Origin of the sequence: Paraburkholderia fungorum (genome assembly GCF_046027605.1) — a bacterium.
Lineage (GTDB): Bacteria > Pseudomonadota > Gammaproteobacteria > Burkholderiales > Burkholderiaceae > Paraburkholderia > Paraburkholderia fungorum_F.
This window is the reverse complement of the sequence record NZ_JAQQEF010000002.1, coordinates 545,857-562,239: the sequence shown is the minus strand read 5'-3', so window position 1 is coordinate 562,239 and position 16,383 is coordinate 545,857. Positions and strand designations below refer to the sequence as shown.

Annotated in this window: 13 protein-coding genes and 2 pseudogenes; 4 read left to right on the top strand and 11 right to left on the bottom strand. The window is 62.9% G+C overall.

The window, feature by feature from the left end; all coding sequences use genetic code 11:
• Positions 1–187: 187 nt before the first annotated feature.
• Positions 188–391, bottom strand: a complete 204-nt coding sequence (locus PQR53_RS05870) for a response regulator (RefSeq protein ID WP_408451630.1) — start codon at positions 389–391, stop codon at positions 188–190.
• A 361-nt stretch (positions 392–752) separates the two neighbouring features.
• Here PQR53_RS05870 and PQR53_RS05865 point away from each other — a divergent pair, with 361 nt between their 5' ends.
• Together PQR53_RS05865 and PQR53_RS05860 are read left to right on the top strand one after the other, a co-directional pair.
• Positions 753–1,772, top strand: a complete 1,020-nt coding sequence (locus tag PQR53_RS05865) for a PadR family transcriptional regulator (protein ID WP_408451629.1) — start codon at positions 753–755, stop codon at positions 1,770–1,772.
• 91 nt (positions 1,773–1,863) lie between these two features.
• Entirely contained in the window at positions 1,864–2,691 is an 828-nt protein-coding gene (locus PQR53_RS05860) for a siderophore-interacting protein (protein WP_408451628.1), read from the top strand.
• 167 nt (positions 2,692–2,858) lie between these two features.
• Here PQR53_RS05860 and PQR53_RS05855 read toward each other — a convergent pair.
• A pseudogene (locus PQR53_RS05855) lies at positions 2,859–2,954 on the bottom strand (LysR family transcriptional regulator); the annotation flags it as partial.
• 279 nt (positions 2,955–3,233) lie between these two features.
• On the opposite strand from PQR53_RS05855, the gene PQR53_RS05850 reads away from it, so the two are divergent.
• Positions 3,234–4,802 carry an MmgE/PrpD family protein gene (locus tag PQR53_RS05850; protein ID WP_408451627.1) on the top strand — a complete coding sequence of 523 codons (1,569 nt, stop codon included), beginning with the start codon at positions 3,234–3,236 and terminating at the stop codon, positions 4,800–4,802.
• A 497-nt stretch (positions 4,803–5,299) separates the two neighbouring features.
• Positions 5,300–6,547 (top strand): transglutaminase domain-containing protein, encoded by a 1,248-nt coding sequence (locus PQR53_RS05845; RefSeq protein ID WP_408451626.1) that lies wholly within the window; start codon positions 5,300–5,302, stop codon positions 6,545–6,547.
• 75 nt (positions 6,548–6,622) lie between these two features.
• Here the strand turns inward: PQR53_RS05845 and PQR53_RS05840 are convergent, their stop codons facing one another.
• The 9 genes and pseudogenes from PQR53_RS05840 to PQR53_RS05800 all read right to left on the bottom strand — a co-directional run bounded on the left by PQR53_RS05840 (position 6,623) and on the right by PQR53_RS05800 (position 16,348).
• Positions 6,623–6,901 carry a hypothetical protein gene (locus tag PQR53_RS05840; protein WP_408451625.1) on the bottom strand — a complete coding sequence of 93 codons (279 nt, stop codon included), beginning with the start codon at positions 6,899–6,901 and terminating at the stop codon, positions 6,623–6,625.
• A gap of 775 nt (positions 6,902–7,676) precedes the next feature.
• Positions 7,677–7,796, bottom strand: a pseudogene (locus tag PQR53_RS05835) (HU family DNA-binding protein); the annotation flags it as partial.
• A gap of 726 nt (positions 7,797–8,522) precedes the next feature.
• Positions 8,523–9,392, bottom strand: a complete 870-nt coding sequence (locus tag PQR53_RS05830; protein ID WP_408451624.1) for an alpha/beta fold hydrolase — start codon at positions 9,390–9,392, stop codon at positions 8,523–8,525.
• An 81-nt stretch (positions 9,393–9,473) separates the two neighbouring features.
• The gene (gene mhpT / locus PQR53_RS05825; protein WP_408451623.1) at positions 9,474–10,709 is read right to left on the bottom strand and encodes a 3-(3-hydroxy-phenyl)propionate transporter MhpT; all 1,236 of its coding nucleotides are present in this window, start codon (positions 10,707–10,709) and stop codon (positions 9,474–9,476) included.
• A gap of 69 nt (positions 10,710–10,778) precedes the next feature.
• Positions 10,779–11,801, bottom strand: coding sequence for a 4-hydroxy-2-oxovalerate aldolase (gene dmpG, locus PQR53_RS05820; protein WP_408451622.1), 1,023 nt, complete (start codon positions 11,799–11,801; stop codon positions 10,779–10,781).
• A 12-nt stretch (positions 11,802–11,813) separates the two neighbouring features.
• Entirely contained in the window at positions 11,814–12,755 is a 942-nt protein-coding gene (locus PQR53_RS05815) for an acetaldehyde dehydrogenase (acetylating) (protein WP_408451621.1), read from the bottom strand.
• 9 nt (positions 12,756–12,764) lie between these two features.
• Complete coding sequence (gene mhpD / locus PQR53_RS05810) at positions 12,765–13,553, bottom strand: 2-keto-4-pentenoate hydratase (protein WP_408451620.1); 789 nt, start codon at positions 13,551–13,553, stop codon at positions 12,765–12,767.
• The gene (locus PQR53_RS05805) at positions 13,543–14,505 is read right to left on the bottom strand and encodes a 3-carboxyethylcatechol 2,3-dioxygenase (protein WP_408451619.1); all 963 of its coding nucleotides are present in this window, start codon (positions 14,503–14,505) and stop codon (positions 13,543–13,545) included. The genes mhpD and PQR53_RS05805 overlap by 11 nt, the downstream gene beginning before the upstream one ends.
• Position 14,506: 1 nt before the next feature.
• The gene (locus PQR53_RS05800) at positions 14,507–16,348 is read right to left on the bottom strand and encodes a bifunctional 3-(3-hydroxy-phenyl)propionate/3-hydroxycinnamic acid hydroxylase (RefSeq protein ID WP_408451618.1); all 1,842 of its coding nucleotides are present in this window, start codon (positions 16,346–16,348) and stop codon (positions 14,507–14,509) included.
• Positions 16,349–16,383 lie beyond the last annotated feature (35 nt).

Genomic DNA, 16,383 nt, shown 5'->3' with positions numbered 1-16,383 from the left:
GTCGCGACAATGGCCCGTCGATGATCGGGGGGACACGACCATGCATGGCGTGCGGAATATGGGCACGCCGGGCCGGCCGCTTTGTCCGGCCGAGACGTCGATGAGCGGGCTTAGAGCACGGAGCTGTCCACTACTCTGCCCCGTTCGTCCAGGCTATAGGGCTAGCGCAACGCCTTCCAGCGAAACGTCAGCGCTGGAACATCAGGCATCTCGTGCCCGAGGCGAAGATAACGCGCAGCGCCGGCCGTAACTGAACCGCTTTTTCGGCGAGTTCGATTCCCGACATGCCAGGAATCGCGATATCGGCAAGCAATACGTCGAACGGCTGGTCCCCAAGCCAACGCAGCGCCTCTTCCGGCGAGCCAGTCGTAGCCGGAGCGTGCCCAGGCATTTTTACCCGCTCGCTCGTAGCTTCAAGTAACCCAAGATCGTCGCCGACCAGAAGAACCCGGAGACCTGTCGTGCCAGCGTTTGCTACTGACAGCGTCGCGTCCGGGCTCTCTCGGGTCGCGCGTGAGTAGCGGCGGGTCCACCCCTACCGTTGATAATTGAAGAGGTCCCAGAGCGCACAAAAAATGCTGCGCCGCACAATTAATTTATCCGATGCACCGGACTTTGTTGTCTCTCAACGCCTTTTCTTGAATGCCGCAGCCTTTGTTGTCTGCCGATAGCGATGCAAAAAGAAGTTTGACAAACTATCTTTAGATATATATCTTACGACACATCTTAAGACACAAATGGGAGTTCCCAAGATGCGTCATCATCATCGCTTTTCCCGTTCGCGTGGGCCGGACGACGGTTTCCTAAGCGGGCGTGACCGCCCGTCCCTGCACGCGCTCTGGCATGCGTTCGCCCGGCAATACGAGCACGAGGCTCGGGGTGAAGGTTTCGACCGCCGCCACGGCTCGCGCGGCGACTGGCACGAGTTTCATGGCGACGAGCCTGGCCGTGGCGGCCGGCACGAATTCCACGACGACGAACGCGGCCGCCGCGGCCAACAAGAATTTCACGGCGACGAACGCGGCCACGGCCGCCCTGACGACCTCCACGGTGGACGCGACGACCGCGACGACCGCGGCGGCTTCGACCACGGCCATCGCTTCGGCCACCACGGCCACGCCCGCTTCTCGTTTCATGCACTGTGGCACGCAATCGGCCGCCATCACGAGCATCGCGGCGGCGGTCGCGGCGGGCGCTTCGGCGGTGGTGGGCCCGGCGGCTTCGGTGGCGACGGCGACGGTTTTCCGCGCGGCCGCAAATTCAGTTCCGACGACCTCCAGTTGTTGCTGCTCTCGATGATCGACGCACAGCCGAGCCACGGTTACGAGTTGATCAAGGCGCTCGAAACGCGCTCGAACGGTTTCTATAGCCCGAGCCCCGGCATGGTCTATCCGGCGCTCACGTATCTGGAAGAACTCGGCTACGTGACGGTGCAGCTCGAAGGCAACCGCAAGCGCTACGAGCTATCGGAAACGGGCCGCGAATATCTGGCGACCAACCGCGATCGCGTCGAATTGATGCTCGCCAAACTGGCGCATATCGCCCGCAAGATGGATTCAGTGCGCCGCGCGTTTGCCGGTGAAGAGCCGGCCGATATCAGCGAAGGCGGCTGGCTGCCTGAACTGAACGAAGCGCGCCGCGCGCTGAAGCATGCGCTCCTGCGCCGTGACAACGCACCGGCTGCCGAACAGCGCCGCATCGCCGCGATTCTGATGCGCGCGGCACATGAGATCGAAGGCGACGGCACGCCCGGCAGCGAACCGGCTGCTTGAGTTCGCGCTACCGGACATTCGCGACACGCGCGCGGAAGAGTGCCCATCGGCACCGTCGCGCGCCAATCAAACCAATAGGAGTGGCACCCTTATGCTGACAAATGACAATCGAGCCGATCTGGCAGTCCATCGCGTGCGCCATCCGCTGAAGTTCCGTCTGTTGCAGGTCAAAGCGGTGCGCGCACTGACTCCGCATCTGATTCGCGTCACCTTCACGGGTGAGGATCTGAGCGATTTCGTCTCTGCGTCGTTCGACGATCACATCAAAGTGTTCTTTCCCGAACCTGGCACCGACAAACCCGCTCTGCCGGAAGCCGGCCCTGACGGCCCTGTGTTCCCCGCCGGCCAGCCGCGGCCGATCGCGCGCGATTTCACGCCGCGGCGCTTCGACGCCGAGGCGCGCGAACTCGACATCGAGTTCGCCATGCACGAGGCCGGCCCGGCTGCAACGTGGGCCGCGCAAGCCAAAGTAGGCCAGTACCTCGGCATTGGCGGCCCGCGCGGCTCGCTGGTGATCCCAACCAGCTTCGACTGGCATCTGTTGATCGGCGACGACACCGCGCTGCCGGCGATTGCCCGCCGCCTCGAAGAGTTGCCTGCCGGCACGCGCGCCGCGGCGGTGATCGAAGTGGCCGATCCGTCGGCCCAGATCGAATTCGCGACGCGGGCCGAACTGCATATCGTCTGGCGCCATCGCAGCGAGTCGGGCTATCGCGGCGAGGCCTTGCTGCAAGCGGTCCGTGAAATCTACCTGCCCGAAGACGGCGAAGGCTACGTGTGGGCCGCCGGCGAATCCGCGACGATGCGTGCGGTGCGCTACCACCTGTGCGCGGAACGGGGCGTCGACAAGTCACGGATTCGCGCGGCCAGCTACTGGAAGCAGGGGGCCGAAGCGGTACATGAGTCGCTCGACGACTGACGTACGCCCGGCAAGCGACATGCTCCGAACAAGGAATTGAGCGATGTATTCAATTAGCCCAAGGCACGAGCGCCGTTTGCGGGTGTTATCGCGGCAGGCACCGGACATCTGAATCCAGCCCGTTTCTGGAGATCATATTTTGGTGTATGGCTGATGCTCGCGCGTGGGAGCGACGGCTGTGCCACATAAAGCTTCTGCGATGCTTTGGACAAGCGGCCTGCATCGACGATAGCGATGAAATATTTGAGTTGCCTGACGTCCATAGGTACGCAGTTCCTGCTGGAAGGTTCGGGGGAAAATCGGCGGGCCGATAGGTTGACCCTATACCACTTAGACCTGACCTGTATTTCCGCAGGGCTTCGCCGATCTCTCATCTGTGGGCTCCTTACGAGTCGATTGTTAACCTGGAGTTAAGGTCGAATTGAATGTCATCGCAGGCACTGGCTGCAATGAACTTTTAGAATCCATCGCGGAAAACTGTGGCTTGCGATAAATACAGCGCATTCCCCGACACGCCCCGAATAACAAACGATGGAGATAGTATGAAGCGCAGACAATTCGTAGCCGGACTGGCCGCGGCCACCAGCATGCTGCCATTGGCGCGAGCAAAGAATACAGCCTCGGGGGCAATGACCGCGGCCAGCGCGACGGGCGGCGCGAGCGCCACGGCTCCTGGCGCGACCAGCAGCAACGCGGAGCCTCATATTACTGAGCAGGTCGCTGATTTTGTCGTGCGCACGCGTTATGAAGATCTACCGGCCGATTTACTCGAGCTCGGCAAAAAATCCATTCTGGACGCCCTGGGCCTCGCGCTCGCGGGTTCGAACCGCGCGGAAAGCGGTCCGATCGTACAACGCTATCTCGCACAACTCGGCGTCGCCGAGTCCAGCCCGACGCACAGCGCATCTTCGACCGTAATTGGCACGAACCTGCGCGTGCCCGCACGTTTCGCCGCATTCGCAAACGGCGTGGCAATTCACGCGGACGATTTCGACGATACCCAGCTCGCCGTCAATCCGACACGCGTGTATGGACTACTGACGCATCCGAGCGTAACAGCGCTGCCCGCATCGCTTTCCGTCGCGGAAGCACTGCATGCCACGGGCCGTGACCTGATGCTCGCGTATCACCTTGCAGTCGAGGTGGAAACGAAGATCGCCGAATCGATCGCGCCGCGCCATTACGAGGAGGGCTTTCATTCGACCGGAACTTGCGGCGTATTCGGCGCCGCCACAAGCGGCGCGAAGTTGCGCGGCTTCGACGTCAGACAGGTGCGTAACGCGTATGGTCTGGCCGGCGCGCAATCGAGCGGGCTTCGCGAAAACTTCGGCACGATGACCAAACCCTTCCAGGCAGGGCACGCTGCAGAGGCTGGCATCGTCGCCGACGATCTGACTGCACTGGGGTGGACTGCCGCACTGAACATCCTCGAAGCGAAGCGCGGTTTTTTCGAGGCAGCCGGCGGCGGCTTCGACGCAGCCGTATTCGACCGTCTCGGTCATCCTTGGACCCTGGTGTCGCCGGGCGTATCGATCAAGCCGTTTCCGTCCGGGTCGCTCAGCCACCCCGGCATGACCCTGCTGCAGAAGATGATTCGCGAGAATCACATCCGTGCCGACCAGGTCGAGCAATTGCGCGTCGGCACGAGTGCACAGATGTTGAACACATTGATCCACCACCATCCACAGACTGGACTCGAGGCGAAATTCAGCATGGAGTTCTGCATGGCGATCCTACTCGTCACGGGCGGCGAAGCCTCGCTCGCCGAGTTTCAGGACAGCGTCGTGCAGCGGCCCGACGTGCAGCAGATGATCAGCCGTGTGGACTTCTATGACAGCCCCGTAGCTGATGCAGCCGGCCTTGACAAGATGCGCACGATTATCGATCTGCATCTGAAAGACGGTCGCACGCTGAGCGGTCAGGCCGACTATGGCAAAGGTAGCCCGCAAGATCCCGCCAGTTTCAATGACGTCATCGACAAATTCAACGGCTGCGCGCGTTACGCGGGCGTATCGCGTGAACGCGCCGAGCGAATCGTTGCGATGGTGCGGGAGCTGGAGAGCGCGAAAGATATAGGTTCGTTGACGGCATTACTGCGCAAGCCGGCGTAAAACGTCGCGACAACGCTTCCTCGGCGAAAGTGGCCATGCGCTTTAGCGCTCTGTCAGTCCAGCACCCCGCCCCGGCATGACAACACGACAGCCACATCCGCTGGATCGCGAAAGCAATCCAGCGGCTTTCAAGACCGCTAACGCCAGCATGAAGCCGGCGAATTCGCGCTCCCCCCGCAACGCCTCCTCCCCCGATCGCTTCTCACCGTATGCTGCCGAACACATGCCGCGTCCCAAACGACATTACGCTGCAACCTGTCGGCCTTGAGCCACCATCCTGCACCCTGACGATCCACATCATAGCTCTGCACAATCGGCGTGCGCGCCGAGCACCGCCTGTCCGTCAGTTTCCTGCACGTTCACACTAACGATTGGCACGTCATGTGCAGTGTTCCTGGCGACACCCGGCGGTGGCCGTATGAACAGCCCGGGCAACCTTGAAGCGGGTCGGCACGTTCCGTACTCGCCCGAATTGTGGGGATCGTATGTGCGGGCGATTGCATCGTCGATTACTGTGCAGCATCGTTGCGATCACGGTGATCGACAGCGTCTGCCCTTCGCGCGGTGAGCCGTCTTCGCTGACGATTCAGGGTGGCGTGATCGTTCGTCCCGTCGTAGCGGCCGTCGAGTCCACACCGCCCGCGGCAGCGGTCATTCCGGCTGCCGCGCAACCCGAACCCGGCCGGGAAAACGCCTCCGAAGCGGCACAGGACGCGTTCGATCCTGGCATCGAACGGCTGCGCAGCGCGACGTGGTGGGAAGCGAACCGCAAGCTGCGGCCTCAGCTTGCGCAGGTCGGCGACCTGATGTTCGTTGCGACGTCGTTCGAAGGCGAAACGCGACCGTCCGCCGAAGGCGCGTCGCGCGTGCAGCGTCTGCGCGACGCGATGCGTGCGCATCGGCAACTTAAGCCCGCAGGCTGGAACCGGCTCGTGACGCAGGTACGCGACGCGCGCGCGAAGGCGGGCGATTACACCGCGCTGACGCTGGCCAACGCCTTGATCAATGAAATCCGCTATCGCGACGGCACCGACGGCAGCTACTATCCGCCCGCGCGCTTCTTCGCCGAGAGCGGCGTCTGCAAGGACTTTGCGGTCGCCAAGTACCTGCTGCTGCGCGAAGCGGGCTTCGACGCGTCGCAATTGCGCCTCGTCTCGCTCGCGCCGCGCTACAACAATACGCCCGACGACTGGCATGTGATGCTCGTCGTGCAGGCCGATGGCATGGCCGCACCGGTCGCACTCGACTCGCCGGCGCCTCTCGTGCGCACGCGCATCGGCGAGGCGTCCGAAGACGCAGTGCCCACCGACACGGTCAGCGCCGCCGATACCGCCAGCAAGTCCGATCCGCAAGCCGGTCCGGCCGGCCCGTCTGCGCTGCTTGCAGCGATCCTCGCCGGCCGCAAGCCCGCCGACGCGGTGCTGCGCGCGCCCTCCGCCGGGCCCGCGGTCGTGACACTCGGCGCGTGCGGGCAGGCGGAGCGTCCGCTTGCCGTCGTCTTCAATGAGCAAGGCAGCCTGTCATTCGAGCGCGAAGCGCCTGTCGGCACACACCGGCTGCCCGCCTCCAAACTGCGCGGCGCGCGCGCGATCGTCGCGGACGGCGCAGGCCAATCGTGGAGCGTAGATTCATCGGGCGTCTTTCCGAAGTGGCAGTTGACCCGTGCGGGCGGCGCCGCGCCGCTGTCGGACGCACTCAAACCGGACCTGCGCCAGATCGACGCGCGCAGCAGCACAGCCGGTTAACCTCACGCCATTCCCCTCCACCCGCATCGCGCGGCCGAAAACGCGGCGACAGCGATGCTTTTCTGGGCCTCGGCGTCATGGCCCTTCCTGCCGCACCTGACCGGGGCCATACTCGATCACCCGACCATTTTGCGGCACCACCGTGTAGTCTGTGCGGTTCCACGACCATCCACTGATTAGACGATCCGTGTAGCGCAACGCCTCGTATTCCCCGCTCCGATACCCGTCCGGCTTTCCTAACGTTGATTCGACCTCATGTTTGGACATGCCCTTATGAATGTCGCCCATCTTTTGGCCAGTCACACATCCGCCCGTCAGCTCAGTCAGTGCAATCGCGAGTGCCCGCTTCTTCATTAATGTCTATCGTCGAGGAAGTAATGCTTCGATGTCTTGCTTTCAGCAACGTAGGGGACAGAAATTCCTTCAGCGAAACAAATGCTCTCGATCCGCTGCGAATGCATTGTGCGGCGGTAGGGACGCGCTAGCTCCCTCAGCAAGAAACCGAACCAGGTCATCACCTCGATGTTCGAAGGAATAGCCGGGCTGTGACTATGCAGATGATCCTTGAATTCTCATTCGTTGTTACGCGTATAAGTGACCAGCAGCACTTTTTCGCCGACCGCTGATACGGGATCGGCAACGATACGCGTCGTCTTCCCGCCACAGCAGCGCAAATCGCAATACGGCTACGCTGCCCGTAAATCCAAGTCAGACAAGCGTTTCTCATGCTCCCTGCCTGCGCCCCGCAACGGCTCACCCGCCAGGACTTTGCGCTCCGCCGCGCTTGGCTCGACGGCGTGCGTTGAAGGAAAAGTAATAGCAATACTGAAGTAAAAGTCGAACCGGCATCGCGAACGCGTCCGGCGGGACCGATATTCGCTTGCCAGGGCCAGCATCGAACCGGAGCAGTCGGCGGCCAATCGGGCGTGATCGCGTCATCGATAGTGAGTCCGTAGGCCATAAAAAGGTCATCGCCCGGCATCACTGTTCTGAGCGTCTCGAAGAAAGCCCGACCCCGCTCGTCCTCGATCGAGCTCGCGGTTCGGCTGACAGGCGTGGTTCAGCCAGCGAGCGCTGTTGCCGCTGACGCTGTCGTCGATCACGCGGCCGTCAGCCAGTCCGAAAATCAGTCGCCTTTCGTCACGGCCATTGTGATGGTGCCGATCAGCGCATCAAGTGTGTCGGCGGCCGCTGCCTTGCTGGCGCCAGTTTTAGTGGCGATTGCATCGACGAGTTCCTGCTTGTTCATTGTCGTTCCTGTTTGAGGTAGTGGTGATGTCGCCACCCTGCCCGATCGGCGTGAAATGAAGACTGCCGCGACCGGTTCGTTTCGTTGCCGCAGCAGATCCTCCCGTTTCTGTCTGTCAATGCCGGTGCCTTAAGGACTTGTTTCGCCGACACGGTTCCGTGCTACCTGTCCGATCGCAGATTCCGTCGCTACTGCGCATTGAATCAGTTCGTGACGCCGCGCTGCCGCGCGGACCGCGAAGATGAACACGAAAGGGACGAATTTTAGGTCTCCCTCAGTTTTGGTAACTGCTATTAGCAAAACTGCGTTCAATGGTGGTCAGGAAACCCAAAGCGTGGGCATGCGAATCTGGCGGCCCAGGCAAAGGGCGCAAAGAACGCGGACTCATTAGGCGGGACGGCAGCGCTGAAGGTCGACGGCTTCGCCTCGACATAGTCAGCAACGCACGGCCGAAACCGGAGATCAGAATTGCATCCCACCCGCATAACGATAGCGGTGATAACCCGCGTTATCGCCGCAAGCCATCTCCCATATCTAAACATACGAGAACCGAGGGGTTGCAGCCGCCCGTTGCAGGGCTCGAAGGACCGAGATCGACCCCTTGCGGCCTTTCAAGTACCGTTCGTGACTGTCCTTTGTCCGAGGAGGAGCCGACGATCACCGCACGGCGACGCTTCATCTTTTGATCTTGCACCGGCTTCACGCGCCTGCTCATCGTGAAGCTCCTCACTGCCCCAGGAACTCAAGCACCATTTGATTGAACTTCGCGGCATGCTCCCACTGCGCCCAGTGGCCGCATCGACCGAAAACGTGAAAGTCTGCGTTGGGCATGCCCCACACGAGACGCAAGCCGACATCCATCGGGACGAAGCGGTCGTCACGACCCCAGATGACGAGTGCTGGAGCCGCGATCTCGGAAAGACGATGACCGACGTCCGGAAACTGCTTCGGGTTCGCAGCGAGGCTCTTCACGAAGTTCTCAAGGTGATCGCGCCGCGCCAGCATGTTCGCGAGACGTGCCTGCATCAGTTCCTCGGTCAGCGTGGTGGTGTCGAACACAAAGACGTTCAGCATCCGTTTCAGGTTATCGAGGGTCGGCTCGCGATAGAGCGCCTGCAACAATTTGATGCCCTCGGTGGGCATCGGCACAAACTGGCTAGGGCCGCCTGTGCCGCCGCCCATAAGCACCAGCTTGCCGACCCGCTCGGGATTCGCCAGAGCAAAAGCGACCGCGCTATGGCCGCCCATCGAATTGCCGACGATATGCACGCGTGCAACGCCGATCGCGTCCAGCAATCCCTTGAGCATGCGCGCATTCAGATCGGAACGCGAGCCGCTGCATACGACGGAGTCGCTCTTGCCCCACCCTGGGCAGTCCAGCAGAATCACCCGGTAGCCGGCATCGACGAACGCGTCGACGTTGCGGTTGAAGTTCGCCCATCCGCTCGCGCCTGGGCCCGACCCGTGAAGCATCACGACCGTCTCATCACCCAGGCCGGTATCGTTGTAATGCAGGCGCAGTTCGGCATCGCCTTCGCCGATGCTCACGAATTTGCTGGTTGCGGTTTCGCTTTGAAGTTTCGTCGCTGCTGTCATTTCAGTTACCTCGTTTGTGTTCGTACCGGGAGAAGGCGCTACGTGACGAAGGCCCGCGTGTGTGTCTAGCAGGCACGCGCGCTAGTGCGCGACAGCCATGAACTGCCCGCGCGGAAACCGGGCCACTACGAGCAGCGCCGCGACGGCCGCCACCGCGATCAGCGGAATGCTCGCGGCCACCAGCACCGACGCACTCTGCCCGATCGCAAGCAACTGGCCCGCGATCAACGGCCCGAGGATCGAGCCCATGCGGCCCACGGCGACGGCGGCGCCCACGCCCGTGCCGCGAACTTGCGTCGGATAGATGCTGCTGGCGAGCGCATACAGCACCGACTGCCCGCCGACGAGGAAGAGACCCGCCAGCAGCCCGCCGAACGCCATCGTGGCGCCGGTGCTCGCGCTGGCGAGCACCGCAAGCGCCCCGGCTATGCCGACGTACATACCCATAACCGTGGGCCGCCGGCCGATTCTGTCCATCAGACCCGCGATGACGATCGCGCCGATACCGCCGCCGATGTTGAACATCATCTGCACGACGCCCGACTGCGTACGCGTGAGCCCCCGGCTTAGCACCATCGACGGAAGCCAGTTGATCAGGAAGTACAACACGATCAGCGTGCCAAGAAAGCTGACCCACAGCGCGAGAGTGGTGCCGGCGCGACCTTCCTTCCACAGCGCCTGCGTGACCCCCGGTGCCGCCTCATGATGCGCAGCTTCGTCGGACCTGGTCGCGATGAATTGCGCGGATTCCTTCAGGAAGAGCGCGAGCAACGGCAGGGTCAGTAACGGTCCGATGCCGCCGACGTAGAAGATATGCCGCCATCCTTCATCGCCCGGGCTCACGATGCCGATGACCGCCGCGATTGCCGCGCCGAAAGGCATGCCGCAATACATCGCGCCCACCGCCGTGCTGCGTTGCTGCGGCGGCACGGCCTCGGAACAGAGCGCGATCAGATTGGGCATCGCGGCGCCGAGCCCGAGACCCGTCACGAAGCGGGCGGCGAGCAGACTCTCGAAGTTCCAGACCTGCGTCGTCGCGATGGAGAAGAGGCCGAAGAGCGCAACCGACAACATCAGCACGCGCTTGCGGCCCATCCGGTCGGCGAGGCGTCCTCCGATCGCGGCCCCCGGCAGGAGCCCCAGCGCACCGATGCTGAAGGCCCAGCCCATCTGCGCGACAGCGAGGTGGAATTCGCGCGCCATGCGCGGGGCGGCGACGCCAGTCGATTGAAGATCGAGTCCTTCGAGCAGCGCGACGACGAGGCACAGTCCGATGGTGATGGCGCCGCTTGCGCGGCGCGGTGCTGAGGTGTTCATGAAAAGTCTCCGATGTAGGTTCGGCATCGCTCTTGGTGGCGATCGTGCCGTGGGTATGGTTGTGTTCGTTCAGACGCGCGCTTCGAGTTCGCGCTTCAGGTCCAGTGCGACATCGACGATCATGTCCTCCTGCCCACCCACCATGCGGCGACGGCCAAGCTCGACGAGAATGTCGACAGTCTTCAGGCCGTACTTCTTCGCCGCCACTTCCGAATGGCGCAGGAAGCTCGAATAGACCCCCGCGTAACCAAGCGCCAGCGTCTCGCGATCCACGCGAACCGCGCGATCCTGCAACGGCCGCACGAGATCGTCTGCGGCGTCGAGCAGCGTGTAGAGCTCAGTGCCATGATTCCAGCCGAGGCGCTCGGCTGCCGCGATGAAGACTTCGAGCGGGGCGTTGCCCGCTCCCGCACCCATGCCCGCCAAGCTCGCGTCGATGCGGTCGCACCCTTCCTCCACCGCGACAATCGAATTTGCGACGCCGAGGCTCAGGTTGTGATGCGCGTGCATGCCCGTTTGGGTGGCGGGATCGAGCAACTCCTTGAATGCGCGAAAGCGTGCGCGGATGTCGTTCATGTTCATTGCGCCGCCCGAGTCGACCACATAGATGCACGTCGCGCCGTAGGTCTCCATCTTCTTCGCTTCAGCGGCGAGATGCTCGGGCGTCGTCATGTGGCTCATCATCAGGAAGCCGACGGTGTCCATGCCGAGTTCGCGTGCGTATTGGATATGCTGCTTCGAGATATCGGCTTCGGTGCAATGGGTGGCGACGCGCACGATGCGCGCGCCTGCGTCGTATGCGGCCTTGAGATCGTGGATGGTGCCAATGCCCGGCAAAAGCAACGTGGCAATTTTTGCGTGGCTCACGACATCCGCCGCCGCTTCGATCCATTCGAGATCGCTGTGCGCACCGAAGCCATAGTTGAAGCTGGATCCTTGCAGACCGTCGCCGTGCGCGACCTCGATGCTGTCGACTTTCGCCCGGTCCAGTGCGCGGGCGATGTCCTGCACGTTCGCGATCGAATACTGATGACGGATCGCATGCATGCCATCGCGCAGCGTAACGTCGGAGATATAGAGTTTCTTGCTCATGCTGATGCTCCCTTATGCGTTCGCGAGAGATTGCGCCATGCGTTCGGCAGTGGCGAGCGCGGCCGATGTCATGATGTCGAGATTGCCGGCGTACGCTGGCAGATAGTGTGCAGCGCCTTCCACTTCAACGAACACGGAAGTTTTCAAGCCGCTAAAGCGGCCAAGGCCCGGAATGTTGAGTGGCGCATCGGCGGTGATCTCGTCGAACTGCACCTTCTGCTTGAGGCGATAGCCCGGCACGTAGGCCTGCACGGCTGCGGTCATGGCCTCAATCGATGCCTCGATCTTCGCGCGGTCCGCGAGTTCGGAGAGGACATAGACGGTGTCGCGCATCATGAGCGGCGGCTCGGCCGGGTTGAGCACGATGATGGCCTTGCCCTTGTGCGCACCGCCCACCACTTCGATCGCCTTCGACGTGGTTTCCGTGAACTCGTCTATGTTCGCGCGGGTGCCTGGTCCGGCCGATTTGCTGCTGATCGACGCAACGATCTCCGCGTAATGCACTTTCGCCACACGCGACACGGCCGCCACCATCGGAATGGTCGCTTGCCCGCCGCACGTCACCATGTTGACGTTGCGACTGTCGAGGTGCGCCTCCAGATTCACGACCGGCACGCAGTACGGGCCGATCGCCGCAGGCGTCAGGTCGATCAGGCGGATGCCGGGCTTGAGCGTGCGCAGAAACGCGTCGTTCTTCACATGCGCGCTGGCGGACGTCGCATCGAACACGAATTCGATCTCATCGAACACCGGCAGGCGCGCAAGTCCCTGAACGCCCTCGTGTGTCGTCGCGACACCGAGGCGCGCAGCGCGCGCGAGACCATCGGATGCCGCGTCGATGCCCACCATGGCGGCGATCTCCAGATGCTTGCTGTGTCGCATGATCTTGATCATCAGATCGGTGCCAATATTGCCGGAGCCGATGATCGCGGCCTTGAGTTTGTCGGTTGCCATGTGAGTTCCTTAGTCGGTGAAAGTGGCGCGGACACTGCCCAGTCCGTCGATTTGCGCGGTGAACGTGCCGGATCCGGTGACAGCCACCATCGGCCCGAGCGCACCCGTCAGCACAATGTCGCCGGCACGAAGCGGCGTGCCGAGTTGCGCCATGCGATCGGCAAGCCACACGGCTGCGTTGAGAGGATTGCCTAGGCATGCCGAGCCGTTGCCGCGAGAAAGCACTTCGCCGTCCTGCGAGAGCGTCATCGCGCAGGCTGCGAGATCGAGTTCTGCGAGCGGTACGGGACGGCTACCGAGCACGAACATTGCGCTCGATGCGTTGTCAGCAACCGTGTCCACGAAGCGGATGTCCCAGTCCCGGATGCGGCTGTCGACCACTTCGATCGCGGCAAGCGCGTAAGCGCTCGCGTCGATCAGGTCGGCGAACGTGTGCTTCTCAAGCACGAGGTCGCGCTGCAGCACGAGCGCGATCTCCGCCTCGACCTTCGGCTGGATCAGGCGCGAGAGCGGAATCGGGGCATTGTCGCCGTAGGCCATCGATGCGAAGAGCGTGCCGAAGTCCGGCTGGTCCACGCCAAGCTGGCGTTGCACCACAACCGACGTGAGACCGATCTTGCGGCCGACCACGCGTTCGCCTTGCGCGCATCGCGCGTCGACGCGGGCGCGCTGCACGGCATACGCGAGCGCGGCATCGCCGCTGGGAATCTCATCGCGTACGGGTGCGACGGGTTGTCTTGCGTATTCGGCATCGCGAAGGCGCGCGGCCAGCGCAAGCACGGTTTGCTCATTGGACATGAAAGTCTCCTTGGGTCTCGGGTTGTGCATGCATCGCGCCGAAGCCCGCGATCCATTCGGGGATAGGCCGGTAGTAATCGAGCGACGCCCGATAAGAGCCGTAAGCGGCAAGCGCGCCAAACGCGGCGATCCAGGTGCGGATCTCGTGTGCGGACTTGCCGCCGTCGCGGGTGATCGCCGAATTGGTCATGCCATCGACGGCGGTGAGGTCGCCGGCGGCGAGGAGATCCAGAAATCTGCGGTCCCACTCAGGATTGAGTGGATGCAGATGGCTGTCGCCAGCGGTGAAAGACTTCGCAGCCGCCACCGTGCGCGCCTGCCGCGCCTCGCGCGATTCGGCAGACGGATTGCGCCCGGCGATCAGCCGCTCGGCGACCTCGGCGTTCGCACCGGCGATCTCCGGCACGGGCGGTTCGTGCGAGATGCCGCCGGAACCGATCACGAGCACGCGCTTGGCTGTGCGCGAGAGAAAGCGGCCGATCGCATCGCCGAGAAGGCGCGAGCGGCGGGACGATGCCATCGGCGATGCTACCGAATTGATGAACACCGGCACGACCGGATAGCGATCAAGACCGCCGGTCAGCACGTCGAGCGCTTGCGCGCAACCGTGATCCACCTGCATGCGGTACGACACGGACACATCAACTTCGCTCGCAAGCACGGCCTCCGCCAGAGCGAGCGCGACTTCCTCTGGCACGTCAAGCGGGCCGGCAAGACTGTTGAAGTCGCCGATGGCCGTCGCCGCAATACCGATGCAGAACTGCGGCATTACGTCGTAGAAGAAGCCGTTGTAGTGATCAGGCGCGAATGCGATTACCAGTTCTGGATCGAAGGATTCGACGCGGGCGCGGGCGGCACGCTGCACTCGCTCCACTTCCACGACGATCTCGGGCGCGGGATCGTGATAGCCGTGCAGCGGCGTGTGAGACAGGCATTCGAGAAGGATCGGCATGTCAGACTCCCGTTTCGACCGCTATGGCCGTTTCACCCGCAACTTCATGCGCGGGATGGATGTCCGGGAAAGCGAGCGTTTGCGAACCCAGCTTGCCGGCGAGTTCTTCGATGCCCGACGACACTTGCTGCGGCGAACACATGCCCGCGACAAAGCGGTCCGGGCGCAGCAGCATGACCGATGCCGGCACGCGTGCGAACCAGTCCTTCAGTCGGCCGCTCACGTCGCCGATGGCGATCACGCCTGCCGGCACGTCCTCGCGATAGATCAACTGCGTATCTGGCTTGGCGATCACGAAGCAACCGCCGAGTCTCTTCCACGTTTCGCGTGCCTCCGGCGTCAATCCGAAGGTCGGGTCCGAACCCCATCCGATGATCGCGAAACGATTGCCGATTACATCGTCGAGACGCAAGACGGCGCCATCGACTGAACGCACGCGCGGCTGGATGAACATGCGGCCCACGGGCGACTGACTGGCGGAGTCGCGCCCGTATACGAGACGGCCGAGCAACGACTCACGCTTCTCGCTCATCAGCCCGAGCATTCGTCCGAGCGCCGTATGACCGGAACGTTCGAGCAGGCGCGCGAGGAAGCCGTCGCGCTGCTCGCGTTCGGGCAATAGCACTACGCCCGATTCATAACGCGGCATCGGCTTGAAACGCATCTCGACGAAATATCGCTTGAGCGAAGGAAGCATGCCGAGCGACCGGACGAAGCCGTCACGGAACTTCGTGCCGAGCCTGCTAGTCGGCGCGAAGATGTCCCCGGCCACCTCCGACAAGTGGATCATCGAACGCGCGTGCGCGCGCCGCTCCGTCGTATATGTATCCAGCAGGCTGTCGCCGGCGAGACCCTTGACCACCATCGCCAGCTTCCAGCCGAGATTGTTCGCGTCGCGAATACCGCTGTTGTAGCCTTGTCCCTGCCACACCGGCATGATGTGTGCGGCGTCGCCCGCGAGCAGCACGCGCTTCACGCGGAACGTGCTGGCAAGACGCGCGTTGTGCGTGTACACGCGCTTCCTGATGTAATCGACCTTGTCCGGATCGGCGACCACCTTGCGGATCAGCGCCGCCATGTTCTCTGGCTTCGAGAGTTCTTCTTCCGTTTCCCCCGGCATGACCATGAATTCGAAGCGCCGGATGCCGTGCGGCAACGCCGCCGACACATAGGGGCGCGCCGGGTCGCAATGCATATAGACATGGGGCGAGCCGATCGGATCGTTGCGCACGTCGACGACGATCCACTGGTTCGGCTTGGTGCGCCCTTCGAACGGGACGTCGAGCACGCGGCGCACGAAGCTGTTGCCGCCGTCCGCACCGATCATGTAGGCAGCGCGGATCGACTTGATCGCGCCGCTCGCATCCTGCGCGTCGATCGTCACGCCAGTGTCGTCTTGTGCAAAACCCGATACGGTGTGTCCGAATAGCACGCGAACGTGCGGGAAGCGTTGCAGCCCCTGAAACAGGATGCGATCGGCAAGCGGCTGAATGAACGCGTTGCGGCGCGACCAGCCGAATTCGTCAGTGCGTGGCTCGATTGATGCGAAACAGCGGCCCGTGCGCGTGACGAAGCGCATCCAGTGGTCCGACGTCGTATGGGGCAGCAGTTCCTCTGCCAGGCCGACCGACTGGAACACACGCAAGGCTTCATCGTCGAGGCCGATAGCGCGCGGGTAGTCGATGATCTGGTCGAGCTTTTCGATCAGCACGACGCGTACGCCCTGCAGTCCCAGATAGTTGGCGATCATGAGGCCGACGGGTCCGGCGCCGATGATGGCGATGTCGGTTGACACAATCTCGGGACGGCCGCTGACGGCCGCCGTGTCGATGGCGGGATGCATGTCTGTCTCCTAAGGTTCGCGACGGATGGGGTTCG

Coding starts and splice junctions, on each gene's coding strand:
- PQR53_RS05815 (WP_408451621.1), bottom strand. CDS start 12,755: ATGGCAACCGACAAACTCAAGGCCGCGATCATCGGCTCCGGCAATATT.
- mhpD (WP_408451620.1), bottom strand. CDS start 13,553: ATGTCCAATGAGCAAACCGTGCTTGCGCTGGCCGCGCGCCTTCGCGAT.
- PQR53_RS05840 (WP_408451625.1), bottom strand. CDS start 6,901: ATGAAGAAGCGGGCACTCGCGATTGCACTGACTGAGCTGACGGGCGGA.
- PQR53_RS05865 (WP_408451629.1), top strand. CDS start 753: ATGCGTCATCATCATCGCTTTTCCCGTTCGCGTGGGCCGGACGACGGT.
- PQR53_RS05800 (WP_408451618.1), bottom strand. CDS start 16,348: ATGCATCCCGCCATCGACACGGCGGCCGTCAGCGGCCGTCCCGAGATT.
- PQR53_RS05805 (WP_408451619.1), bottom strand. CDS start 14,505: ATGCCGATCCTTCTCGAATGCCTGTCTCACACGCCGCTGCACGGCTAT.
- PQR53_RS05830 (WP_408451624.1), bottom strand. CDS start 9,392: ATGACAGCAGCGACGAAACTTCAAAGCGAAACCGCAACCAGCAAATTC.
- PQR53_RS05850 (WP_408451627.1), top strand. CDS start 3,234: ATGAAGCGCAGACAATTCGTAGCCGGACTGGCCGCGGCCACCAGCATG.
- dmpG (WP_408451622.1), bottom strand. CDS start 11,801: ATGAGCAAGAAACTCTATATCTCCGACGTTACGCTGCGCGATGGCATG.
- PQR53_RS05860 (WP_408451628.1), top strand. CDS start 1,864: ATGCTGACAAATGACAATCGAGCCGATCTGGCAGTCCATCGCGTGCGC.
- mhpT (WP_408451623.1), bottom strand. CDS start 10,709: ATGAACACCTCAGCACCGCGCCGCGCAAGCGGCGCCATCACCATCGGA.
- PQR53_RS05870 (WP_408451630.1), bottom strand. CDS start 391: ATGCCTGGGCACGCTCCGGCTACGACTGGCTCGCCGGAAGAGGCGCTG.